General features: G+C 69.5%; 19 protein-coding genes and 1 tRNA gene. 11 read left to right on the forward strand and 9 right to left on the reverse strand.

All coding sequences use genetic code 11. The features are described 5' to 3' along the window. Positions 1–90: 90 nt before the first annotated feature. On the reverse strand, positions 91–3,453 hold the full coding sequence (locus ACYVF3_RS05740; protein WP_461153144.1) for an L-tyrosine/L-tryptophan isonitrile synthase family protein: 3,363 nt from the start codon (positions 3,451–3,453) through the stop codon (positions 91–93). Positions 3,454–3,837: 384 nt separating this feature from the next. On the opposite strand from ACYVF3_RS05740, the gene ACYVF3_RS05745 reads away from it, so the two are divergent. Next, on the forward strand, positions 3,838–4,530 hold the full coding sequence (locus ACYVF3_RS05745) for a TetR family transcriptional regulator (RefSeq protein ID WP_246110356.1): 693 nt from the start codon (positions 3,838–3,840) through the stop codon (positions 4,528–4,530). Here ACYVF3_RS05745 and ACYVF3_RS05750 read toward each other — a convergent pair. After that, positions 4,500–5,708 (reverse strand): amino acid deaminase/aldolase, encoded by a 1,209-nt coding sequence (locus ACYVF3_RS05750; RefSeq protein ID WP_461153145.1) that lies wholly within the window; start codon positions 5,706–5,708, stop codon positions 4,500–4,502. The genes ACYVF3_RS05745 and ACYVF3_RS05750 overlap by 31 nt on opposite strands. A gap of 86 nt (positions 5,709–5,794) precedes the next feature. Here ACYVF3_RS05750 and ACYVF3_RS05755 point away from each other — a divergent pair, with 86 nt between their 5' ends. After that, positions 5,795–7,129, forward strand: a complete 1,335-nt coding sequence (locus tag ACYVF3_RS05755) for a D-arabinono-1,4-lactone oxidase (RefSeq protein WP_461153146.1) — start codon at positions 5,795–5,797, stop codon at positions 7,127–7,129. Here the strand turns inward: ACYVF3_RS05755 and ACYVF3_RS05760 are convergent, their stop codons facing one another. The 4 genes from ACYVF3_RS05760 to ACYVF3_RS05775 form a co-directional block, all read right to left on the reverse strand. Next, a complete protein-coding gene (locus ACYVF3_RS05760) occupies positions 7,130–7,786 on the reverse strand; it encodes an SDR family oxidoreductase (RefSeq protein WP_461153147.1) in 657 nt (218 codons plus the stop codon). A 414-nt stretch (positions 7,787–8,200) separates the two neighbouring features. Continuing rightward, positions 8,201–8,842, reverse strand: a complete 642-nt coding sequence (locus ACYVF3_RS05765; RefSeq protein WP_461153148.1) for a hypothetical protein — start codon at positions 8,840–8,842, stop codon at positions 8,201–8,203. Between the two features lie 348 nt (positions 8,843–9,190). Continuing rightward, positions 9,191–9,979 carry an IclR family transcriptional regulator gene (locus ACYVF3_RS05770; protein WP_461153149.1) on the reverse strand — a complete coding sequence of 263 codons (789 nt, stop codon included), beginning with the start codon at positions 9,977–9,979 and terminating at the stop codon, positions 9,191–9,193. 383 nt (positions 9,980–10,362) lie between these two features. Next, positions 10,363–10,445: transfer RNA gene (locus ACYVF3_RS05775), tRNA-Leu, on the reverse strand. A gap of 214 nt (positions 10,446–10,659) precedes the next feature. Here ACYVF3_RS05775 and ACYVF3_RS05780 point away from each other — a divergent pair. Genes ACYVF3_RS05780 through pknB form a run of 7 tightly spaced genes read left to right on the forward strand, consistent with a single transcriptional unit; the run spans position 10,660 to position 20,109 of the window. Next, entirely contained in the window at positions 10,660–11,979 is a 1,320-nt protein-coding gene (locus tag ACYVF3_RS05780; RefSeq protein WP_461153150.1) for a DUF3662 and FHA domain-containing protein, read from the forward strand. Between the two features lie 46 nt (positions 11,980–12,025). Continuing rightward, complete coding sequence (locus ACYVF3_RS05785; RefSeq protein WP_461153151.1) at positions 12,026–12,487, forward strand: FHA domain-containing protein FhaB/FipA; 462 nt, start codon at positions 12,026–12,028, stop codon at positions 12,485–12,487. Continuing rightward, entirely contained in the window at positions 12,484–13,926 is a 1,443-nt protein-coding gene (locus tag ACYVF3_RS05790) for a PP2C family protein-serine/threonine phosphatase (protein ID WP_461153152.1), read from the forward strand. Before ACYVF3_RS05785 ends, ACYVF3_RS05790 begins: the two co-directional genes overlap by 4 nt. Continuing rightward, positions 13,926–15,350: an FtsW/RodA/SpoVE family cell cycle protein gene (locus ACYVF3_RS05795; protein WP_461153153.1), complete on the forward strand. Its 1,425-nt coding sequence runs from the start codon at positions 13,926–13,928 to the stop codon at positions 15,348–15,350. The genes ACYVF3_RS05790 and ACYVF3_RS05795 overlap by 1 nt, the downstream gene beginning before the upstream one ends. Next, positions 15,347–16,801 (forward strand): peptidoglycan D,D-transpeptidase FtsI family protein, encoded by a 1,455-nt coding sequence (locus ACYVF3_RS05800; RefSeq protein ID WP_461153154.1) that lies wholly within the window; start codon positions 15,347–15,349, stop codon positions 16,799–16,801. The genes ACYVF3_RS05795 and ACYVF3_RS05800 overlap by 4 nt, the downstream gene beginning before the upstream one ends. Before the next feature lie 3 nt (positions 16,802–16,804). Next, on the forward strand, positions 16,805–18,157 hold the full coding sequence (locus ACYVF3_RS05805; protein WP_461153155.1) for a serine/threonine-protein kinase: 1,353 nt from the start codon (positions 16,805–16,807) through the stop codon (positions 18,155–18,157). Then, positions 18,154–20,109 carry a Stk1 family PASTA domain-containing Ser/Thr kinase gene (gene pknB, locus ACYVF3_RS05810; protein WP_461153156.1) on the forward strand — a complete coding sequence of 652 codons (1,956 nt, stop codon included), beginning with the start codon at positions 18,154–18,156 and terminating at the stop codon, positions 20,107–20,109. The genes ACYVF3_RS05805 and pknB overlap by 4 nt, the downstream gene beginning before the upstream one ends. 72 nt (positions 20,110–20,181) lie before the next feature. On the opposite strand, the gene ACYVF3_RS05815 is transcribed toward pknB, so the two are convergent. Genes ACYVF3_RS05815 through ACYVF3_RS05825 form a run of 3 tightly spaced genes read right to left on the reverse strand, consistent with a single transcriptional unit; the run spans position 20,182 to position 21,860 of the window. Continuing rightward, positions 20,182–20,820 (reverse strand): aminodeoxychorismate/anthranilate synthase component II, encoded by a 639-nt coding sequence (locus ACYVF3_RS05815; protein WP_461153157.1) that lies wholly within the window; start codon positions 20,818–20,820, stop codon positions 20,182–20,184. 51 nt (positions 20,821–20,871) lie between these two features. Then, positions 20,872–21,027, reverse strand: a complete 156-nt coding sequence (locus tag ACYVF3_RS05820; protein ID WP_461153158.1) for a hypothetical protein — start codon at positions 21,025–21,027, stop codon at positions 20,872–20,874. Further along, positions 21,027–21,860, reverse strand: coding sequence for a class E sortase (locus ACYVF3_RS05825; protein ID WP_461153159.1), 834 nt, complete (start codon positions 21,858–21,860; stop codon positions 21,027–21,029). Before ACYVF3_RS05825 ends, ACYVF3_RS05820 begins: the two co-directional genes overlap by 1 nt. Positions 21,861–22,015: 155 nt before the next feature. On the opposite strand from ACYVF3_RS05825, the gene crgA reads away from it, so the two are divergent. Beyond that, on the forward strand, positions 22,016–22,282 hold the full coding sequence (crgA, locus tag ACYVF3_RS05830) for a cell division protein CrgA (RefSeq protein WP_461153160.1): 267 nt from the start codon (positions 22,016–22,018) through the stop codon (positions 22,280–22,282). Positions 22,283–22,522: 240 nt separating this feature from the next. Then, positions 22,523–22,933: a PH domain-containing protein gene (locus ACYVF3_RS05835; RefSeq protein WP_461153161.1), complete on the forward strand. Its 411-nt coding sequence runs from the start codon at positions 22,523–22,525 to the stop codon at positions 22,931–22,933. The last annotated feature ends 1 nt before the right edge of the window (position 22,934 follow it).

A 22,934-nucleotide genomic window follows, 5' to 3' on the forward strand; every position in this document is an offset into this window, starting at 1 on the left:
GGACCACTGAGTAGTTGCAGTAAGACGCAACCAAGACGGCACCGCGGCCGCCGTGCCTCAACCAAGACGACAGAAAGCCCCGAAGGAGAGCTACTTCCGGCGAAGACGTGCTTTCCGGGCGAACTCCGGGTCCAGCTGCAACCCCACCCGAAGCGAATCCCGCCGAGGCACGGGCACATGAGGCGGCTCGATCAGCTGAGTCCGATCAGCGGGAACCATGGCCCAAGGCTGACGAGGCCCGAGCAGCGGCGAGTACACGGGCACGAATCCCTGGTCGAGCAGCGAGATGGCGAAGTCGATGGCGACGCGGCCGCGCGGATCGAGCACTCCGGTGCCTTGCCAGGGGAGCAGGCCGGAGCCGCCGAGGTAGGTGAAGCCGAGGCAGCCTGGCCGGACGGCGCTGAGGGTGAGCCGGACCCGGTGGGGGAACATCAGCTCGTAGCCGAACTCGTCGTCGACCTGCATGGTCGCCATGTAGCGGATCACGGTGTGCCAGGCGCGGCGCAGCACTGCCCGGCGGCCTTGGAGAACCGCGGCGGAGGCGCTGTGGTCGGTGACGTTGTAGATGTCGGCGTAGAGGGCGGCGGACCATTCGAGCCGGTCGGTGCCTGCGGGGACGGTCACCGGCACCGAGTAGACGAGCGACATCAGGATCTCCCGGAAGAGCCCGATGACGTGCGGCGCGAAGTCGGTTTCGGTGGTGGACCAGTCGTGCACGGATTCCAGGGTGCGCAGCGGGTTGTCGGTGATGTCGAAGTCGCGCAGCCGGTCGCTGAGCAGTTTCCGGTAGTTGGCGATCCGCCGGGCGCGTTCCGCCGGCAGCCCGGGGCCGAGCCGCTGTTCGGCGATCTCGTCGATGTCGGCGACGACGGTCCGGTCGCCGATGCCGACGAGTCCGACGTATTCGCGCAGTTTCCGCTGGTAGGCGTCGGCGATGGCGGCGGGCCTGCTCCGGAAGTGCCTGCCGTCGGTGAGGATGTTGAAGCGGAGCCCTGGCGGGTACACGGCGGCGACTGCCCGGTGCATCTCCCGCAGTCGCGCCATGGCTCCGAGTTCGGCGAGGTCCGGGAGCGGGCCTGAGGCCTTGAGCCGGTTGAGGCATTGCTTGACGGGGAAGCCGAGGAGGACGACGTCGATGGGTTCGCCCGCACGCACCGGTGTTTCGGCGTCGCGTGCGAGGTCGTCGAGCTTGTAGTTGGCGCGGGACCCCTTGATGAACTGCTTGCGGGTCAGCACGTGGTGCAGACCGGCAAGCACTCTTCCCACGTCGTGGGGGTGTTCGTCGAGGCCGAACTTGGCGACGGCGCTGCGTCCGGTGCGCAGCGCGGCCCGGTCGGTGTCAGCGACGATGGAGTCGACGATGGTCTGGGTTTCGGCTTCGGTGAGGTGCACGGCCCAGCGGCGGACGAGGCGGTTGCGCCGCAGCGCGCCGATCTGGAGCTCTTCGAGCGAGTGGGTGTTGGACAGCTTCGGTCCGCCGGGTGCGCTGGGCCGCGTTTCGAAGGTGGCGACGACGGCGTCGTCGGTGGCGGGGTGTCCTTGCGCGGCGAGTCCGGGGATCTCCACGGCGATGGGGAGCACGTCGCCGAGTTCGGCGCGGATCGCGTCCCGGTTGGCGGGCTCGTCGTCGAAGACGGCGACGACGTCGAGGCCGCTGAGGGCGCTGATCCGCTCGGCTTTGACTTCGGCGATGGGCCGGGAGACGTCGCTGGGCACGACGAGCGTGGTCGCGTCGGGCACGCCGGCTTCGGCCAGGACCTGTTCGGTGATCGCGCGGAACCGCTCCTTGCGGGCGGTGCAGAACACGACGCGTCCGCCCGCGTCCTGCACGTCCCAGACGAAGCGGGCGAGACCGGCGTTGACCTCGTCGGTGCGGAGGCGTTCGCGCGGGCGTGACTGGAAGGCGCGGAGGAAGTCGCCGCGCAGTTCGTCCCAGTCGACGGCCGGGTAGCGGTCACCGAGACCGGTGTCCTGGACGAACTTCTCCCAGCTGCCGGGGAGGTGCGTGGGCAGCACGGGGAGCGCGGCCGGTCCGGCGAGTTCGAGGATGCCGCCGGGTGCTCCGGGGCGCGGCCCGGAGACGCTGCGCGCGGCGTCGGTGATCCGCTGCAGCGGGATCAGGCCGCACAGGTCGACGTCGATGACGACGGTGGGTGTTCCGGCCCGCGGGTTCCACCTGCGTTCGCGGGTTCCTCGCTGGACGCGGTCGAGCACGGTCTTGAGCACGGTGTCCTGGCTTTCCGGGACGGTGTGCGCGTAGCTCTGCAGCGGCTGCTCGCCGGAGAGCAGGTCGGCGGTGTGCGGTGCGAGGTAGCGGAGTTCTTCGGCGATGACCCGCCAAACCGCGTCGCGGATCTCGTGGCCGCGGTCGTCGGGTCGCAGCGCGGCGAATCCCTCGCCGAGCCGTTCCAGCGTGCTGACCAGCGCTCGCACCCCGGTGGTGACTTCGGCGCGGCTGGGCGCGGCGACGATGCGCTCGTGGTCGGTGACCACGATGCGGCCGGTGGCCTGCAGTTCGGGCGAGAGCTCGACGGCGAATCCGGTCTCGTCCAGCGCGAACATCCCGAGGTCGTGGGCGTCGAGCGCGAGGCGGAACACCCGCAGCAGCGGGCGGACGAAGTGCTCCAGGAAGTGGTCGAGCTCGTCCTCGCGCCGGGCGAACCGGTTGTCCAGCACGACGCGCAGCAGCTGGGGCGCGCCGTCGGAGTCCTGGTGCAGCAGCGCGTCGAGGTCGGCGGCGATGGTGCCACCGGGGTGCCTCGGGTGCGCGGGGGCGGGGTCGACGACGCGCAGCAGCGCGGTGGTCCCGGTGCCGGTGTCGACGACGGCGCCGGGCACGGGCTGGGTTGCGCAGTGCATCCGCAGGTCGGGGTCGGCGGCGACGACGGAGGCGAACCGCTCCCAGCCGCGGAGTTCCTGCATCGCGCGGTCCTGGGAGTCGATGGCCTGCACGCGAACGGCGCGTTCTCGTCGCCCCACGGTCACGCGGGCTTCGGGGAAGGGCACCTTCCGGCCGGTTCCGGGGCCGTGCAGGGACGCGAGCACGCGGTGGGCGAGTTCGCGGTCGGCACCGGGCAGCAGGTCGACGCGCTCGGCCGGGACCTCGGTGATCTGCGCGGTTCCGGGATTCTGGGGGGTGAGGGAGCCGGCCAGCCGGTTGAGCCACGCCGCGTCGAAAACCCGCCGGGTGCGGCGGAGCCGGACGAGCGCCCGGTACAGGTCGGCCCAGGTGGCGTCGGCGCGCAGCGGGATTCCGGTGCCGATGCCCGCGAGTAGCAGGCCTCCGCCGGCGCGCTGCTCCACCCAGAGCCCGTAACCGCCCGCGGTGAGCAGGTCGTTGGCCTCGGCGATGGTGAGCGATCGCCACGGGCCGGGGGCCGGGAACTCCTCGACCGGCCAGTCGTCGCCCTCCGCCAGCAGCGGCAGGTCGGTGTCCGCCTGGCGCGCCGTCATGGTGTCCCGGGCCGTCACGGGGTCGTGGCCGGGCGAACGGTCTCGGCACACCGGCGGGGGAATCCGGGTGCGGCGAGCAGACGTGAGGCAGCCGCGCAGTAACCCACAATGACCCTTCTGTCACGGAGAATGACGACTCACGTCACACTAGATAGCGACCCTCCGCGTTGACAACATGACTCAATGCATACCGATTTCCTGTAACGCTCACGGATCACCAGGCCGAATCAGCTTTTCACCCGCATGGGATGTAACACTGGGCTCAGGTCAAGTGACGCCCATCGAATTCACCCTTTTGCCTTACGATGTCGCGGCATGTCCGGAACGCACGGATGTCGGCTCAGCAGCAGACTGGTCGACACAACTCCAACCCAGGGAGTCGCATTGCCTGCAGAAATAGCACCGCTGCGGCGCAAGCCCGTGCAGCAGCGGAGTGCCCAGCGAGTGGAGAAGATGCTCGCCGCCACCGCCGGCCTGATCGACGAGGTGGGCTACGACGGATTAACGACCACCCTCATCGCGGAACGGGCCGGAGTCGCGGTGGGATCGCTCTACCAGTTCTTCCCGGACAAGCGCGCGGTCGTGCAAGAGCTGACCCTGCGCAACCTCGACCGCTTCGTGCGGACGGTCTCCAGCCGCTTCGAGCAGCTGGAACTGGCGCACTGGTGGGATGCCGTGGACGCCGTCTTCGACACCTACCTGACCATGCACCGCGAGGTACCGGCGTTCAGCCGGCTGCACTTTGGTGACGTGGTCGACCTGCGGTTGCTCGACCCGGGCAAGGACAACAACGCGGTCATCGCGGAGAAGCTCACCGGGCTGATCGCCGAGGAGTTCCAGCTCGACCCGGCCGACCTGGCCCTGCCCCTGACCGTGGCCGTCGAAGCGGCGGACGCCGTGCTCCACATGGCGTTCCGGCGCGACCCCAACGGCGACCCGGCCATGCTGGCCGAGGCCAAGGACCTGGTCCGCGGGTACCTGTCCAACAGGATCACCGGAGAACAACGGGCGAACCCGACCGTCGTCGCGCAGACGATCATGCCGGGCTACCCGAACGACTTGCCCTCACCGCGGTAGGTCGGCACCTCCTCGACGGCCGAGCTCCCCACGCTCACCAGGCGGCCGTCGACCAGGTGGTACCCGTTGAAGCGCTCCGCCAGCTCACCGGCCTTGGCGTGCCGGAACCAGACCCGATCACCGATGCGCAGGCCGCGTGCCGCCGCACCGGTCACCGGCGTCTGCACCTCACCCGCTCCTTCGGCGCCCAGCAGCCCGAGCCCCTCCGGCCAGTGCGGCGCCGGAACCCGGTCCGCCCCAGGCGGTCCCGAAGCGATGTAGCCACCGCCGAACAACGTCGCGATGCGCCCGGCCGGGCGGTGCACCACCGGCAGGGCGTAGAGCAGCGCCGGCCGCGGCCGGAAAGCGCGGTAGGCGTCGAACAAGGTCGGGCCGATCAGGCCGGAACCCGCCGCGACCTCGGTGATGATCCCGTCTTCCACCGCGGTCCGCTCCAGGCTGCCGGTACCGCCGCCGTTGACGAACTCCAGGTCCGCCACCTCGCGGACCTGCCGGACGATCGCGGCGCGCCGCTGCGCGAGCTCGGCCGCGGAACGCCGCTGGATCGCGCGCAGCAGCGCCCCGCGCAGCGGCCTGCCGGGCGGGGCGTCGCCGAGCCCGGCGATCTGCCCCTCGTAGGCCATCAACCCCACCACCCGGAATCCCGCGCGGCGCTGCGCGGTCTCGGCGAAGCGCCGGACCTGCGCGGCCGAGTGCAGCGGGGAACGTCGGGTGCCGATGTGGATCCCGGGCAGCGGTCGCCAGGAGGCATCGACCTCGACGCAGAGCCGGATGTCCGGGCGGTCGCGCCCGACGGCGGCGTCGATGAGGTCGAGGTGACCGGTCGAGTCGACCATGAGGCTGATCGCCGCCGCGGCGGCCGGGTTGGCGGCGAGCTCCCGCAGCGCGGAGCGGTCCGCGGTCGGGTAGGCGACGAGGAGGTCGTCGCTGACGCCTTCGCCGTGCAACCACAGCGCCTCGGCCAGGGAGTAGCACATCAGGCCCGAGTAGCCGTCGATCCGCAGCGCGCGGGCGATGAGCTCGCGGCATCTGACGGATTTCGTGGCGATCCGGATCGGCACACCGGCCGCTCGGCGCACCATGTCATGGGCGTTCTCGTCGAAGGCTGCCAAGTCCACCGCGGCAAAGGGTGGCTCGATTTCGCTGGTGATCTCGTCGATCCGGCGCACGGGGATCACCGTATGCCTGGGGGCTTGTTATGTGAATTGGTTTCACATAACTTCAGCCCATCGCGCCGACCACCTCACCCATTGGAGGCCCGGCCATGCAGCGTGATCCGGCCACCGCGCATTCCTGGACGAACTGGGGCGGCACCACCACCGCGAACCCGGCACGGGTCGTGGCGCCCCGCGACACCGCCGAAGCGGCGGACGCCGTCCGCGCCGCCGCCCGGGAAGGCCTGCGGGTGCGGCCGATCGGGTCCGGCCACTCCTTCTCGGCCGTGGCCTCACCGGAATCCGGTGTGGCGCTGGACCTCCGGCACTGGTCGGGGATCGTCCACGCCGACCCGGCCACCGGCCTGGTCACCGCTCACGGCGGCACGCCGCTGCACGTCCTCAACGCCGAGCTCGACTCGCTGGGCCTGGCGATGGCCAACCTCGGCGACATCGATCAGCAGACCGTCGCCGGCGCCATCTCGACCGGAACGCACGGCACCGGAGCCGGTCTCGGCGGCCTGGCCACGCAGGTGGAGGCGCTGGAGCTGCTGCTCGCCGACGGATCCGAGGTGCGCTGCTCGGCGACGGAGAACCCGGACCTGTTCGCGGCGGCCAGGATCGGTCTCGGCGCGCTCGGCGTGATCACCACGGTCACGCTGGCGTGCGTCCCGGCCTTCACGCTGGCGGCCGAGGAGCGCCCGGCGCCGCTGGAGGACGTGCTCGCCGACTTCGACCGGCTGGCCGACGACAACGACCACTTCGAGTTCCACTGGTTCCCGCACAGCCGGCAGGCCATGGTCAAGCGCAACAACCGGCACCCGGGCCCGCCGCGCCCGCTGCACCCGGCGCGGCACTTCCTGGAGTACGAGGTGATGGAGAACCGCCTGTTCGGCGCGCTGTGCGGCGTCGGGCGCAGGGTTCCCTCCCTGGTCCGGCCGCTGAACCGGTTGTGCGCCGCGACCTGGTCGGCCCGCTCGTACCAGGACCGCTCGCACCGGGTGTTCGTGACGCCCCGCCGGATCCGCTTCGTGGAGACCGAGTACGCGTTCCCGCGCGAGCAGATCCCGGACGTGCTGCGCGAGCTGCGCGTCGTGGCCGGGCGGTTGGCCGACCCGGTGATGTTCCCGGTGGAAGTGCGGGTCGCCCGGGCCGACGACGTGTGGCTGTCCACCGCGCACGGCCGCGACACCGGTTACGTGGCGGTGCACCAGTACCGGGGCATGCCCTACCGGCACTTCTTCGACGCCTTCGAATCGATCGCCCGGGACGCGGGCGGACGACCGCACTGGGGGAAGATGCACCGCCTGGACGCCGAGGCGCTATCCGGGCTTTACCCCCGGTTCAACCGGTTTCGGCAGGTCCGCGCCTCGGTCGATCCGGGCGGGATCTTCCACAACTCGTACCTGGATCGCGTCCTGGGGCCTGTGGATAACCCGAACTGATTACCCCGCCACGGCACGCACGGCGTCGGCGATCTCCACGTCACCGCCGACGAGTTCCAGGGCCCGTCCGGCGGTCCCCGGTTCGCGCAGCAGAGCCGCCAGCACGGCGGCCACGTCGCGACGCGTGACGACGTCCCGGCCGACGTCCTCGGCCAGCGTGACCCGGCCGGTCGGCTCGTCGTCGGTGAGCCGCCCGGGACGCAGGATCGTCCAGTCGAGATCGCGTCCGCGCAGGTCCTCCTCCGCCGCCCGCTTGGCGTCCAAATAGGCCCCGAACACCGGGTCCACGTCGGGCGGGTTCGGGCCCCGGGTGCCCATCGAGCTCACCTGCACGAGACGCCGAATTCCGGCCTGTTGACAGGCATCCGCGAGCAGCGCGGAGGCGCCGCGGTCCACTGTGTCCTTGCGCGCGGCACCGCTGCCCGGGCCCGCTCCGGCGAGGAAGACTGCGGCGTCCACTCCGGACAGCCGGTCGGCCAGCGCGGGGGTCTCCGCGGTCTCCAGGTCGAGCACGAGGGGCTCGACTCCGTCGGCTTCGAGGTCGGCCGCGTGGTCGGGATTGCGAATGATTCCGAGGACCTGATCGCCCCGTTCGGAGAGCAGCCGACCGAGGGGTCGGGCGATCTTCCCGTGGGCTCCTGCGATGACGATGCGCATGTCCCCACGGTATGCCCGGAAGCGCTGCTCAACCGTTCAAGCGCAGCCTGTGGACAACTCCCGATTCCTGTGGACAACACACCTGTGGACAGAGTTGTGGACAACTCTGCCCGAGCCCGGTTTTAGTCCTAACTGAGCGGACATTTCGGGCGCGGAAGCGCCTCGGTTCTGACTAGAACTGGGGTTTGCCCGGTTCTAGGGCGACGGAGTCCGTGCCTGGGTTCTCACCTGATCACAGATCTCGTCGTGCCGCAGCGGACGGAGTCCCGCCCACGCTGCGCGGTGCGTGGTTCGGGCGGGCCTCCGTCCGCTCCTCTCCCCCCTCCCGGTGGGCAACTCCCCGCCCGCCGGTTTTGGAAGTGCAGTTCCAGTTGAAGCCCCCCGGTCCAGCTGGAACTGCAGCCCAGGGGCTCCTCAGCTGCGCGACGGCGTCGGGGCTTCAGCCGACAGCAGCTGCTGGTACACGACCTCGTTGACCCACCGCGAGATCGCGGTGTGCTCGACGGGCGGAGCGTCGTCGAAGCTGTGGCCCGGGAGCTCTTCCCGCACGTCGTCACCGTCGGCGCTGAGCACCGCGATGCCGAACTGGCGGGCGCGGATCAGGCAGGTCGCTGCGAAGTCCGGCGCGACGGCCACGCTGCGCGGCACGACGATGGCCGCGTTGGCGAAGCGGGCGAACGGCACGGCGGCGGTCAGCGCGGTGCGCCAGTGCCGGGCCGGCGCCAGGACTCCGGTGATGCGGGCTGCGGGCGGCGGCACCCGGCCGTCCATCTCGGGCCAGACCCAGGTGGCGATCTCCGCTCGGTCCAGGACCGGGTCGCTGCCGAACACCAGGCGCTCGGCGTGCGCGTCCGGCACGACCTCCGCGGTGGCGATGACCTGACGCCCGAGCAGCTTGACCGGCGGCAGCACGCTGCCGGACCAGCCCATGGCGTCGACCGACCGCTGGGCGAGCCGGCCCATCGAGGCCGCTTGGCCCAGCTGCGACCGCACCTGCGTCGTCGAGCAGGCTCGGAGCTCGTCTTCGGACCAGGTATGTCCCGGCAATGCGGTCACAGCGTTCCGCCTCCCTCGCGCTTCGTGCACTCGCTCCACGACTTCAACTTCCCCCGGCCACCAGTGCGGGGCCATGTTGACTAAAACAGCTCTGAGGCGGTTCTGCGCTGCTCATCGGGGGTCGCTGCGATCGGCGGCGGGCAGCTGTCGGTGACCGGTCGACGAATGACATGGGGGCTTCAGCCCAGCGATGCGGCCAAACAGGTGATCGCTACCCGACACCCGCCCGACAACGCCTTCCACCCATCATTCGTGGCCCGCGAAATCGCCGCATGATATCTGCGCCGGTCATCCGACCTGCACAAATGTACATCCGGACGATTATTCACCCAGTAAGCGGAAGATTATTCATCGTTGAAGCACGTCGAGGTTGACCCGTTCGCCGTCGGCCAGGCGCTGCCGGATGCCGTCGGCTGCGGGCAGCAGTGCGCGGACGAGCCGGGCGACGTCCGCGCGGACGCTGTGGGCAACCACGCCGAGGGCCGCGACGACCGTTCCGGAGGTGTCGTGGACGGGGACCGCCACCGAGCAGTTCCCGAGGGTCATCTCCTCGTTGGCGGAGGCGTAGCCGCGCGTCCGCACGCCCTGGAGCTCGCGGCCGAGCCGTCCGGGTTCGGTGATGGTGTAGGCGGTGTGCCGGGTGAGGCCGCGCTCGCAGCAGGCGTGCAGCGCGGTGGCGGGCGCGTGGGCGAGCAGCACCTTGCCGACTCCGGTCGCGTGCAGCGGTAACCGCCCGCCGGTCCTGGAGATGATGGGCACGCTCCGGGGCGTGGTGAGCTTCTCCACGTAGACGGCGTCGAGCTCGTCGCGCACGGCGAGGTGCACGTTGTCGTGCGTGGTCTCGCACAGCTCCTGCATGTAGGGCAGCGCGGCTTCGCGCAGCCGACCGCTCACCGGCGCGAGCAGTCCGATCTCCCAGAGGCGCAGGCCGATGATGTACCGCCCGTCGGAGTCGCGCTGCAGCGCTCCCCATAGCTCCAGCTCGCGGACGAGGCGGTGCGCGGTGGCGAGCGGGATGTCGGCGCGCGTGGCGATCGCCGTCAGCGTCAGCCTGGGGTGATCGGCGTCGAAGGCCGTCAGCACGCTCAACGCACGAGCGGTCACCGACCGCCCGGGATCCCGACTGTTTCCCGCCACGAGGCCACCTCCGAGCACCAACCCCCAGCCGGACATCCCCACCCCAGCACACCACCCGCAGAACACCAAGAAAGATCACGAAAAGATTTCGCTCAACGCTGAACCCCACCCCATGACAAACAGCACAACCCCAAACCAGACCAACAAGACAGGAGAAGAGAGGAGAAGCGGGAGAAAGAGGAGACCGGAACCAGCCTGAAATCCCGAGAGGAACAGTGAGCCGAGCAACGAACTGCTGGTCCGAGAGCAGGCCCTCCCCTCGAAAACCCGAGGGAGCAAGCCACAAGCGCCCAGCCGCACCGTGGGGGGGCGTGGGGGGTTCGACCCCCCAACATAAAGAAATCCCCTCCCGGCGAAGCATGAGCCGGGAGGGGATTTCTCGGTGGGCGAGGAGGGAGTTGAACCCTCACGTCCTTTCGGACACACGGACCTGAACCGTGCGCGTCTGCCATTCCGCCACTCGCCCGTGGCACGATGGAAGCTTAGCTTGCCGCTTCTCACCGTCGTGCAGCGGGGTTGGCCTCGACTTTCCCTGCTGCCCTGTTGGCGAGAAGAACATTAGCACGGGTCCGTGAGGGGTCTGCGCAGGGGGGTCAGGAAGTTGGGAACAGGGCGGTGTCTCGGGCCGCGGGCCCAGATACGATGGTCAGCAGGAGTCGTACGCGTGGAGGGATATTGCCGTGGGCCTCGTGCAGCGCTTTGAGCGCCGGATCGAAGGCGTGGTCGGCAATGGCTTTGCGCGCGTGTTCGGCGGGAAGGTCGTCCCCCAGGAAGTCGCCCAGGCGCTGCAGCGAGATGCCGAGCTGAAGGTCAGGGAGCTTGCCGGTGGACGGTTGCTCGCTTGTAACCACTACGTTGTGCAATTGAGCCCGTCGGACCATGATCGACTCTCGGGCGATGAGGACCGGGTCACGGACCTCCTCGCCGACTGCGTTCAAGAGCATCTCACCGAGCAAGCGTGGGACACATATGGTGACGTCGTAGTCTCCCTGGAGCGCTCTGAGACGCTGCACACGGGACAGTTTCGAATCAGTTCGACCGTTGACCCCGATGTAACTCGACGGCCGACACAACCGCGTACCGCAGGAGACCGACCCATGAGCCAGCCACCAGGCCACTACCCCCAGGGAGATCCGTACAACCAGCAGGGGCAGTACGGCTACGACCAGGGGTACGGCCAAGGCCAGGACCCCAACTACGGCTACGGCCAGCCGCCCGGGTACGACCAGGGCTACGGCCAGCAGCCGGGTTACGACCAGCAGGGCTACGGCCAGCCGCCGCAGCCCGGGTACGACCAGGGCTACGGTCAGCCGCAGCCCGGCTACGACCAGGGTTACGGTCAGCCGCCCCAGCAGCCCGGTTTCGACCAGGGCTATGGCCAGCCGCCGCAGCAGGGCTTCGACCCCGGCTACGGCCAGCCGCCGCAGCCCGGCTACGACCAGGGCTATGGCCAGCCGCCGCAGGGTTACGACCAGGGTTACGGTCAGCCGCAGCCCGGTTTCGACCAGGGCTACGGTCAGCCGCAGCAGGGATTCGACCAGGGCTACCCGCAGCAGCCCGGTTTCGACCAGGGCTACGGTCAGCCGGGTGGCGGTTACCCGCAGAGCGCCCCGGGCGGTTTCCCGGACCAGGGCGGCTTCGGTCAGCCCGGCGGTGGTTACCCGCAGAGCGCACCCGGCGGTTACCCGGTCGGCGGTCCGCGTGGTCAGATGACCGCCACGCTGCACCTGGACGACGGTTCGAACCGCTCGTACACGCTGCAGCACGGCTCGAACATCATCGGCCGCGGCCAGGAGGGCCAGTTCCGACTGCCCGACACGGGGGTCTCGCGCAAGCACATCGAGATCACCTGGGATGGTCAGAGCGCGATGCTGGCTGATCTCGGTTCGACAAACGGCACCACGGTGAACGGCACTCCGGTGCAGACTTGGCAGTTGGCAGATGGTGACGTGATCAGGGTCGGGCATTCTTCCCTGGTCTTCCGCGCCCAGCAGGGCTGAGCGCGGATCGCCGGTCCCCGGATACGAGTAGGAGCGTTCACAACAAGTGCCGGAGCTGGTTATTCAGCTGACCAGAGCAGGGTTTCTCGCCCTGCTCTGGTTGTTCGTGCTAGCTGCGCTTCGCGTGGTTCGTTCAGATCTCTACTCCGCGTCGGGGATGCGAGTCCCGATGCCAGGTGCGAGTCGAGCCCCGGGCAAGTCCCGGGGCAAGAGCAAGGTGCCCCGCCAGATGGTGGCCACGCACGGCGCTCTCGCCGGCACGCGCATTTCCCTGGACGGCCGGCCGATCCTGATCGGCCGAGCCGATGACTCCACGTTGGTGCTGGACGACGACTACGCGTCGACCCGGCACGCTCGGTTGTCGCTCCGCGGCTCCGACTGGTACGTGGAGGATCTAGGCTCCACTAACGGCACATACCTCGATCGGGCGAAGGTCACGGGACCGACCAAGGTTCCGCTCGGCGTTCCGATCAGAATCGGCAAGACGGTGATCGAGCTGCGCTCATGACCCTCGTCCTTCACTACGCAGCCCGCAGCGACCGCGGCCTGGTGCGCTCCAACAACCAGGACTCGGTCTATGCCGGCCCACGACTACTCGCCCTCGCGGACGGCATGGGTGGACATGCCGCCGGTGAGGTCGCCAGCAAGGTCGTCATCGCGGCGTTGGCGCCGTTGGACGACGACGAGCCGAGTGACGACCTGCTCGGACAGCTCCGCAACGCGGTGCTGGACGGCAACGGTGCGATCTCCGAGCTGGTGGCCAACGACCCGGAGCTCGACGGGATGGGCACCACCCTCACCGCTGTCCTGTTCGCAGGCAGCAAGCTGGGTCTGGTGCACATCGGCGATTCCCGCGCATACCTGGTCCGCGACGGCGAGCTGACCCAGATAACCCACGACGACACCTTCGTGCAGTCGCTGATCGACGAAGGCCGGATCACCGAGGAGGAGGCCGCCAACCACCCGCAGCGCTCGTTGCTGCTGCACGCGTTGACCGGCCACGAGGTGGAACCGAGCCTGGCGATCCGCGAAGCTCGCGCGGGCGACCGCTACCTGCTGTGCTCCGACGGCCTGACCGGCCCGGTGAGCACGGAGACGATGGCGGAAGCGCTGCGCATCCAGGATCCGCAGCAGTGCGCGGACCGGATGATCGAGCTCGCGCTGAAGGGCGGCGGTCCGGACAACGTGACCGTCATCATCGCCGACGTCGTCGACGTCGAGTTCGGCGACGACGCCCCCATAGTCGGGGGTGCGGCGGGAAATGGCGATGAGCATCCGCAACCCGATTCGTCGGCGGCGCGCGCTTCCGCGGTGACCATGCCGCGGCCGCAGCCGAAGCGTTTCGAGCCCACCTCACCTCCAGCGCAGCAGCCGCGCAAACGGCGCTGGCTTTGGTCGCTGGTGGTGGCATGCGGCGTGCTCATCGTGTTGGCGGCTGTCGCGCTGGTTGGGCGTTGGTGGGTGCTCAACCAGTACTACATCGGCGTGAACAGCGCCGATGAGGTCGTGATCTACCAGGGCGTTCAGGGCAGCACCGTCGGTGTCGCGCTGAACTGGCAGGTCGAGACCTCGTGCGCGCCGGACTCGGCCAAGGACTGCCAGCCGATCAAGCTGAGCGACCTGCAGGAAGCTCAGCGGCCCGACGTGCGCAACGGCATCACCGAGGTCAACGGCCTCACGGAGGCCCGGGAGGCGATGCGGCGCCTGCGGATGACCGCTCTGCTGCCCGAGTGCCAGACGCCCGAGCCTTCGGTGCCGACGGTTCCGCCCGCTCCGGGCGGCACTCCCCCGGGAGCGCCGACACCTCCGGGTCAGCCGACGGTGCCGTCCACCCAGGGCGCTCCGCCGCCTGGTCAGGCCCTGCCGCCGGAGTCCTCCGCGGCGGACGCGACGCCGCTGCAACCGGAGGAGCCGAAGCCGGGCGTGAACTGCCGGACGGTGAGTTGATGTCCGAACCGGCCGCTACGTCCGGAGCAGTCAACGGGGCCCCCCGAGTGAACACTCGGCGGGGCACCGAACTGTTCATGCTCGTTTTCTCGGCGATCATCGTGACCGCAGCGCTGGTCGTCGTGGAGGTCTCGCAGGAGCAGACCGTCACCCGTGAGCTGCTGTTCTACGGTGTCGCGTTCCTGGTCCTCTACGGCGCCGCGCACTTCGCGGTGCGCTACTTCGCGCCGTACGCGGATCCGCTGATCCTGCCGCTGGTCTCGTTGATCAACGGGGTCGGTCTGGTGATGCTGCACCGGCTGGACCTGGCGCCCGTGATCGGTGCGCCGTACACGCCGAAGCAGATCCTCTACACCACGGCGGGCGTGGCGATGTTCGCGCTGGTGCTGTGGCTGGTCAAGGATCACCGCACGCTCGCGCAGTACGGCTACACCTGCGGTTTCGTCGGGCTGGCGCTGCTGGCGCTGCCCGGTGTGCTGCCGGCGAGCATCTCGGAGGCCAACGGCGCGAAGCTGTGGGTCAACCTCGGCTTCATCTCGATCCAGCCCAGCGAGTTCGCCAAGATCCTGCTGCTGATCTTCTTCGCCTCGTTCCTGGTGGGCAAGCGCGAGCTGTTCACCACGGCGGGCAAGCGGTTCCTCGGCGTGGACTGGCCGCGTCCGCGCGACCTGGCCCCGGTGCTGGTCGCCTGGGTCCTGTCGATCGGCATCGTGGTGCTGGAGAAGGACCTGGGCACGTCGCTGCTGTTCTTCGGCATCGTGCTGGTGATGATCTACATCGCCACCGAGCGCGCGGTGTGGGTCGGCTTGGGCCTGTCCATGTTCGCGCTGGGCGCCGTGCTCGCGTTCAACCTGTTCTCGCACGTCCAGGTCCGGGTGAACACCTGGCTGGACCCGATGATGCAGGTCCCGGACGGCGAGTCGGACCCGGGCTACCAGCTGCGCACGGGCCTGTTCGGGATGGCGCACGGCGGCATCCCCGGTTCGGGCCTGGGCAGCGGGATGCCGAACGTGACGCCGCTGTCGTTCAGCGACTTCATCGTCCCCGCGCTGGGCGAGGAGCTCGGCCTGATCGGGCTGATGGCGGTGCTGCTGATCTACGTGCTGCTGATGATGCGCGGGCTGCGCAGCGCCCTGGCGGTGCGCGACTCCTTCGGCAAGCTGTTCGCGGGCGGCCTGTCGTTCACCATCGCGCTGCAGCTGTTCGTGGTCGCGGGCGGCTCGACGGGCCTGATCCCGATGACGGGTCTGACGGCACCGTTCCTGGCGGCCGGTGGTTCGTCGATGCTCGCCAACTACGTGCTGATCGCACTGCTGCTGCGGGTGTCGGACGCGGCCCGCCGCCCGCAGGCCCCCGCGAAGCCGAAGCCGAAGCAGGCGCCGATCGCGGAAGCACATACGGAACTGGTGGAGCGTCCCCGATGAACAAGCCGTTGCGCCGGGTGGCGCTGGCCATGATGGCGATGGTCCTGCTGCTGATGGGCAACATGACCTACGTCCAGGTCATCAAGGCCGATGAGTACCGCGATGACTCCCGGAACACGCGCACCCAGCTGGAGGAGTTCTCCCGGGAGCGCGGCCAGATCATCGCGGCCGGCCAGTCGGTGGCCACCTCGCAGCCGATCGAGAACGACCGCTACAAGTTCCAGCGGAACTACCCGAACGGCCCGATGTACGCGCCGGTCACCGGGTTCTACTCGTTCTTCTACGGGTCGAACGGCGTCGAGCGGGCCAACGACAAGATCCTCAACGGCACGGACGACAGCATGGCGTTCGGCCGGCTCTCGGACATGATCACCGGCAGCACGCCGCGAGGCGGCAGCGTCGAACTGACGATCAAGCCGGAGATGCAGCAGGTCGCCTACGAGCAGCTGACCAAGAAGGGCTTCCAGGGCTCGGTCGTGGCGCTGAACCCGTCGACGGGCGAGATCCTGTCGATGGTCAACGCGCCGTCCTACGACCCGAACCTGCTCACCGGCCCGGACAACAACCAGGTCGCCGAGCAGTGGGAAGCGCTCAACAACGCCGAGGGCAACCCGATGGCGAACCGCGCGGTCTCCGAGATCTACCCGCCCGGTTCGACGTTCAAGCTGATCACCACGGCCGCCGCGCTGGAGAACGGGTACAACCCGAACAGCCAGGTGCAGGACGCCGCGTCGATCACGCTGCCGAACTCGTCGACCCCGCTGCCGAACTACGGCGGCAAGAAGTGCTCGGGCAACACCCTGACCGAGGCGCTGGCGCACTCCTGCAACACCGCGTTCGCCGAGATCGCGGGCAAGGTCGGCGCGGACAAGCTGCGCGAGACCGCGGCGTCCTTCGGCTTCGGCCAGGACCTCCAGATGCCGATGAGCGTGGCCAAGTCGGACCTCGGGCCGATGTCGGACCCGGCGGCGCTGTACCAGAGCGGCATCGGCCAGCGCGACGTGCGCGTCACGCCGATGCAGAACGCGATGATGGCCGCGACGATCGCCAACGGCGGCAAGGTGATGAAGCCGCAGGCGGTCGCCTCGACCAAGGCACCGGACATGGAGGAGCTCGACAGCCTCCGGCCGGAGGAGCTCGGCCAGGCGATCAGCCCGGACGTCGCGGGCAAGATCCGCGACATGATGATCAAGTCGGAGCAGAACACCAAGGGCTCCGGCAAGATCACCGGGATCGAGATCGCCTCCAAGACGGGCACGGCCCAGCACGGCGACCCCGGTGACAAGCCGCACGGCTGGTACGTCGCGTTCGCGCCCGCCGCCAACCCCACGATCGCCGTCGCGGTGCTCGTGGAGAACGGTGGCGACGAGGGCGACGAGGCCACCGGTGGTTCGCTGGCCGCGCCGATCGGCCGGGAGGTCATCCGGGCCGGTCTGCGGGGAGGTGGCTGATCCGTGCTGACCACCGGCCAGTTACTCGCCGAGCGCTACCGCCTCGGCCGCCGCATCGCGGTCGGCGGCATGGGCGAGGTGTGGGAGGCGGTGGACGTCCGGCTGGACCGGACGGTGGCGGTCAAGGTGCTCAAGGCCGAGCTGTGCGGGGACGCCGAGTTCCTGCACCGCTTCCGCACCGAGGCCCGCACCACGGCGTCGCTGAACCACCCGGGCATCGCAGCGGTCCACGACTACGGCGAGACCGCTGCCGTTCCGGACGGTCCGGAGGACACCGCCTACCTGGTGATGGAGCTGGTCGAAGGAGAGCCGTTGGCGGCGATCCTGGCTCGGGAACGGCGGATCAACACCGATCACACGATGGACATGCTCGAGCAGGCCGGCCAGGCGCTCCAGGCCGCGCACGAGCGCGGTCTGGTGCACCGGGACGTCAAGCCCGGCAACATCCTGATCGCCCCCGAGGGCAAGGTGAAGCTGACCGACTTCGGCATCGCCAAGGCGGCCGACGCGGCACCGGTCACCCGCAACGGGATGGTGATGGGAACGGCGCACTACATCGCGCCGGAGCAGGCGCTCGGCAGTGACGCGACCACGGCCAGCGACGTGTACTCGCTGGCCGTGGTCGGTTACGAGTGCCTGATGGGGCACCGCCCGTTTCTCTCCGAGAACGCGGTGACGGTCGCCATGATGCACATCCGCGACATCGCTCCGCCGCTCCCGCCGGACGTTCCGCCGGGAGTGCGGGCGCTGATCGAGGCGACCCTCGTGAAGGACCCGCGCCGGCGCTACGCCGACGGCGGGGAGTTCGCCGCCGCGGTCGCCGCGGTGCGCGCGGGTCGCCCGCTTCCAACACCGTCGGCGCTGGTCGCGCAACAGCAGCGGCCGGTGAACGTGCACGGGCCGGGCACCGGCGTGCACCCGGTTCCGCCGGGTCCGCCGCCGATGGGCAACACCTATCCGCCCGGCATCATCCCGCCCCAGCAACCCGTGCAGGCGGTGCAGCAACACCAGGTTTCACAGCAGCAGGCCCCGATGCCGGTTCCGGCCGGTACCGCGGGAGTGGCAGGGGCCATGGGTGGCAATGCTCACCGGGAAAGCGGCAACACCAGGGTCATCGGTTGGATCCTGGTCGCGCTGCTGGCGGTAGTCTTGCTGGTCGCCATCGGTCTGCTGACCTATTGGGGGATCCGCAGCCTCGACCTGGGCATGCCCGGACGCGGTCCGGCGGTCGCGTCGAGCCTGGATTCCACGAACGGTTTGGGACAAACTTCGCAACGGCAGGGACCCATGATCGGAATGCCTCCAGCGGGTGAGATGGGACGATCGTTGACAAGGATCGGAACGACGATTCGATGAGTTCACCTCGACTGCTATCCGACCGCTACGAGCTTGGCGAGACACTCGGCTACGGCGGTATGTCGGAGGTGCACAAAGGCCGCGACACCCGCCTGAGCCGCGACGTCGCGGTCAAGATCCTGCGTGCCGACCTAGCCCGGGACCCCACCTTCCAGCTGCGCTTCCGCCGCGAGGCGCAGAACGCCGCAGCGCTGAACCACCCGGCGATCGTGGCTGTCTACGACACGGGCGAGACGGACTCCGAGAGCGGGCCGCTGCCCTACATCGTCATGGAGTACGTCGACGGCAGGACGCTGCGCGACATCGTCAAGACCGAGGGGCCGCTGTCGCCCCGGCGGGCGATGGAGGTCATGGCGGACGGCTCGGCGGCTCTCGACTTCAGCCACCGGCACGGGATCGTGCACCGCGACGTGAAGCCGGCGAACATCATGATCACCCGCTCCGGCGCGGTGAAGGTGATGGACTTCGGCATCGCCCGAGCGCTGCACGACGGCCAAGCGGCGGTCACCCAGACTGCCGCGGTCATCGGCACCGCCCAGTACCTCTCCCCCGAGCAGGCGCGCGGCGAAGCGGTGGACGCGCGAAGCGACGTCTACGCCTCCGGCTGCGTGCTGTTCGAGCTGCTCACCGGAGAGCCGCCGTTCACCGGTGACTCGCCGGTCGCGGTCGCCTACCAGCACGTCCGGGAGGAGCCCCGCAAGCCGTCCGACGTGGTCCCGGCGACGCCGGCCTCGCTGGACGCGGTGGTGCTCAAGGCGCTGAGCAAGAACCCGGCCAACCGCTACCAGTCGGCGGCCGAGATGCGCGCGGACCTGGTGCGGGTGCTGTCCGGTCAGCGCCCGAAGGCTCCGATGATCATGTCGGAGGAGGAGCACACCGCCATGCTCGGCCAGGGCGGCGGCGCCACCGAGATGATCGGTTCCGGCAGGCACCGCTCGGACGAGCTGGAGGACTACCCCCCGGCCCAGCCGGAGCGGCGGCGCAGCAAGAACACCGTCGTCGCGCTGGTCACCCTGGCCTGCGTCGCCGTGTTCGCGCTGGCCGCCTGGCTGGTGACGATGCTGGTGGGAGCGGGTGATCCGGATCGCGTCCCGGTCCCGAACCTGGTCCAGATGACGGCCCCGGCCGCGGCCGAGAAGGCCAAGTCCGAGGGCTGGATGGTGCTGCCGCGCTCGTGCCCCTCGCCCGAGGACCAGCGCGGGAAGATCGTCAAGCAGACCCCTGCGGCTGGGGCGCTGGGCGTCAAGGAGAGCACCAAGATCGAGCTGTGCGCCGGTACCGGACCGGAGTCCACGCAGGTCCCGGACCTGTCCGGCATGACGATGACCGAGGCGCAGCAGGAGCTGGAGAAGGCCGGTCTGAAGATCGGGCTGAACCCGGACCGCAAGGAGACGTCCGACCCGAAGCTGGTCGACAAGATCCTGGACTGGGACAGCAAGGGCACCGAGGTCTCCAAGGGCACGACGATCAACGTCGTCGTCGGCCAGGCGATCCCGCAGACCGAGCTGCAGGACTTCCGCGGCCAGCAGCTGGAGACGGCGAAGGCGTTCCTGGTGGGCGCCGGGTTCAAGGTCAGCGTCGAGCAGCGCGACTCCGACCAGCCCTCGAACACGGTCATCGACCAGTCCCCGTCGGGCGGCAGCAAGGCCCGGACCGGCTCGACCGTGACGCTGGTGGTCTCCAAGGGCAACCAGATCACCATGCCCAAGCTGGAGAACATGTCGAAGTCGCAGGCAGAGTCCGCGCTGAAGGCCGCGGGCTGGAACGGCGAGATCAGCGAGTCCAAGCAGTCCACCGGTGACATCACCAAGGACGACAAGGTCGTGAGCAGCTCGCCGCAGGCGGGGCAGAAGATCAGCAAGGACCAGTCGATCACCCTCTACATCGGTGACTACGACAGCTCCAGCACCAGCTCGCCCCCGGGCGACGGCGGGATCTTCCCCTTCCCCTGATCGACGTCCTGACGACAGCGGGGCGGTGGCCACTCGGCCACCGCCCCGCTTCGCGTTCGGGGAGCTGCGGGGTCAGCGCGCTGCTGCCGCGACCTCGCGCATCTCAGCTTCCAGCTGGTCGACCAGGTGCCCGGCGACCGGGTGTCCGGCGGAGGCCATCCAGTTGGCGAGCATCCGGTGACCGCCGTCGGTGAGCACCGACTCCGGGTGGAACTGGACGCCCTCGACCGGCAGCTCGCGGTGGCGCATGCCCATCACGATGCCCGAATCGGTCCGGGCGGTGACCTCGAAGTCGTCCGGGATGGTGTCGGCGCGCACGATCAGCGAGTGGTACCGGGTCGCGATGAACGGCTGCGGCAGTCCGGCGAACACGCCCGCCCCGGAGTGCTCGATCTCGCTGACCTTGCCGTGCAGCAGCTCGGGAGCGCGCTCGACCGTGCCGCCCCACACCGCGCCGATGGCCTGGTGCCCGAGGCACACGCCGAAGACCGGCTTGCGCTCGGCGGCGCAGCGCTGGACGAGCTCCATCGTCCGGCCCGCGCGGTCCGGCGTACCGGGACCGGGGCTGAACAGCACGCCGTCGGCGGCGGCCACGTCCTCATCGGTGACCACGTCGTTGCGGCGCACCTCGCACTCGGCTCCGAGCTGGGCGAGGTACTGGACGAGGTTGTAGACGAAGCTGTCGTAGTTGTCGACCACGAGTACACGCACCCCGCCACCCTACGCGTCCGGTTCAACGCGTTTTTCCGGCCGATCCCCGCCCTACCCGGTGGTGACGGCGTTGAACGGGAGCAGCGGTTCGAGCCAGGGGAAGACCACGAACAGCAGCAGCGCGACGACCGCGGCGACCAGCGCGAGCGCCAGCAGCGCCCTGGCCGGGAGCGGGCCGGGCAGGTGGTGCCAGATCCAGGCGTACATCAGCGCTCCTCCAGTTCCGGTGGCCGCAGCTCGGGGTGGTCGGCGAGCTTGGGGTACTGCGTGGTGAGCACGCCGTGGACGATCAGCCGCTCGCGCGCCGAGAACTCCGGGTTGCAGGTGGTGAGGGTGATCAGCCTGGTGCGCTGCTCGCGCGGGAGCGCCTCCGGTGGCAGGCCCGGGACCGGGAAGATCACCTCGCCCTGCTCGGGCCGCACGATGTGCCGTCCGACGACGTGGTCGTAGGGCGGCGGCATCGGCGCGACGCCCTGGCAGCGCGGGTCGCCGCCGCGGTCGTTCCAGCTCGCGGCCTCGCCCGGCATCGGCAGGACCCGGTAGACGTACCAGTGCGTCGCGGTCTCCACCACGATCGGCGCGCAGGAGCGCAGCTCGTCCAGCTCGTTGAACGGAGCGCCCCGTCCGATCCGGTGGCCTGCGACCGCGAAGTTGCCCTGCTCCCCAGGCCAGGCCGTGCCGGAGTAGTGGCCCGGTCCGCCGCTGAGGGTCGCGAGGTCGGTGCCCTCCAGCACGGTGAAGTCGGAGTCCGGCCCGAGCGTCGGCAGGGACAGCTGAGCGAACCCGGCCCCGCGCGCGGGCGGCGGCGGTTCGGCGATCGGGTGCCGCTGCTGGGCGTCCCACCCGCTGCGCATCCGCCCGGTCGCCTCCGCCTGCTCCCGCGCGGTGAACAGGTCGGTCACGTAGACGACGTAGAAGACGAACAGCAGCAGCACCAGGCCGGCGGTGATCATCAGCTCGCCGGAGACGCGGATCGCCGCTCGCGCGCTGCCCCCGGAATCCCGTGGCGGCCGGGGCGGACTCTGAACGGACGAAACCACGACGTTCCTCTCCGGTCACGGCTTTGCGAGGGGTGCTGGATCAGCGCTGTGATTACGTTAACGTGGTAGGTGGAAATGGAGCCGTGCCGCCGCCCTCGGCGAAGAGCCCGGACGGGCGCGGGACGGCGGTGCCGCATCACCTGGCGAGGACACCTATGCCGAAGTCCAAGGTCCGCAAGAAGGACGACTCCAACCCGGTTGTCGATCGCCGGACGCCGGTCAAGGCGAAGTCGGTCGGCCCGTCGCACCCGATCTACGTCGCCGTCATGCTCGGCCTGATGCTCATCGGGCTGCTCTGGCTGGTCACCAACTACATCGCGGGCGACAAGATCGGATTCATGAGTGACCTGGGCGGGTGGAATTTCGCCGTCGGTTTCTCATTCATGATCGTCGGGCTGCTGATGACCATGCGGTGGCGCTGACACCACCCCGCTGACCTGCGAGGACGTTCGGCTTGCGCATTCCCCTAAAGCCGGATGGCGATGCTCGCAATTCGAGCGGATAGCACAACGACGCTTCGTGCACGAGCTCCGAAGGGGTCAACTCCTTCGGAGCTCACTCATCCCTTTGATGACTTGACAGACGGTCAGCGAAACACACATGTGTAACTAGTCCCCAGTGGGGATAAGTCCTGTGGATAACTCATCGATATCGGGATGGGCATGAACACCGCGGAGCACTCGATGAGCTGGGCGCCCCCGGCCGCACTGGTCGGCTGCGGCTGGGTGCTCACCGCCGGAGCGGCCACCTGGGCCGTGCTCGCCTCGACCCCGACCGACCGGGTCTTCGTGGCGGCGCTCGCCCTGGCGCTGCTGGCCGCGTCCGCGTTCGGCACGCTCTGCCGCCCGCGGCTGCACGCCGACGGCACCGGCATCACCGTGCGCTCCCTGACCGGTCGCAGGCACTACTCGTGGGACGAGATCACCATCCGGGTCCGGGAGACCCGCAGGCTCGGCCTGACCGGCACCAGCCTGGAGCTCGACGCGAACCCGGACCTGACGATCCTCACCCGGCTCGACCTCGGCGAGGACCCCTACGACGCGGCCGACGCCCTGCACGCGCTGCGCAGGTGAC

This window comes from Saccharopolyspora tripterygii, from assembly GCF_054778355.1.

What these genes read in the sequence shown, in the direction of transcription:
- ACYVF3_RS05755 (WP_461153146.1), top strand. Translation starts at nt 5,795, where the DNA reads ATGCAGCGTGATCCGGCCACCGCGCATTCCTGGACGAACTGGGGCGGC.
- crgA (WP_461153160.1), top strand. Translation starts at nt 22,016, where the DNA reads ATGCCGAAGTCCAAGGTCCGCAAGAAGGACGACTCCAACCCGGTTGTC.
- ACYVF3_RS05800 (WP_461153154.1), top strand. Translation starts at nt 15,347, where the DNA reads ATGAACAAGCCGTTGCGCCGGGTGGCGCTGGCCATGATGGCGATGGTC.
- pknB (WP_461153156.1), top strand. Translation starts at nt 18,154, where the DNA reads ATGAGTTCACCTCGACTGCTATCCGACCGCTACGAGCTTGGCGAGACA.
- ACYVF3_RS05790 (WP_461153152.1), top strand. Translation starts at nt 12,484, where the DNA reads ATGACCCTCGTCCTTCACTACGCAGCCCGCAGCGACCGCGGCCTGGTG.
- ACYVF3_RS05760 (WP_461153147.1), bottom strand. Translation starts at nt 7,786, where the DNA reads ATGCGCATCGTCATCGCAGGAGCCCACGGGAAGATCGCCCGACCCCTC.
- ACYVF3_RS05795 (WP_461153153.1), top strand. Translation starts at nt 13,926, where the DNA reads ATGTCCGAACCGGCCGCTACGTCCGGAGCAGTCAACGGGGCCCCCCGA.
- ACYVF3_RS05835 (WP_461153161.1), top strand. Translation starts at nt 22,523, where the DNA reads ATGAACACCGCGGAGCACTCGATGAGCTGGGCGCCCCCGGCCGCACTG.
- ACYVF3_RS05820 (WP_461153158.1), bottom strand. Translation starts at nt 21,027, where the DNA reads ATGTACGCCTGGATCTGGCACCACCTGCCCGGCCCGCTCCCGGCCAGG.
- ACYVF3_RS05740 (WP_461153144.1), bottom strand. Translation starts at nt 3,453, where the DNA reads ATGACGGCGCGCCAGGCGGACACCGACCTGCCGCTGCTGGCGGAGGGC.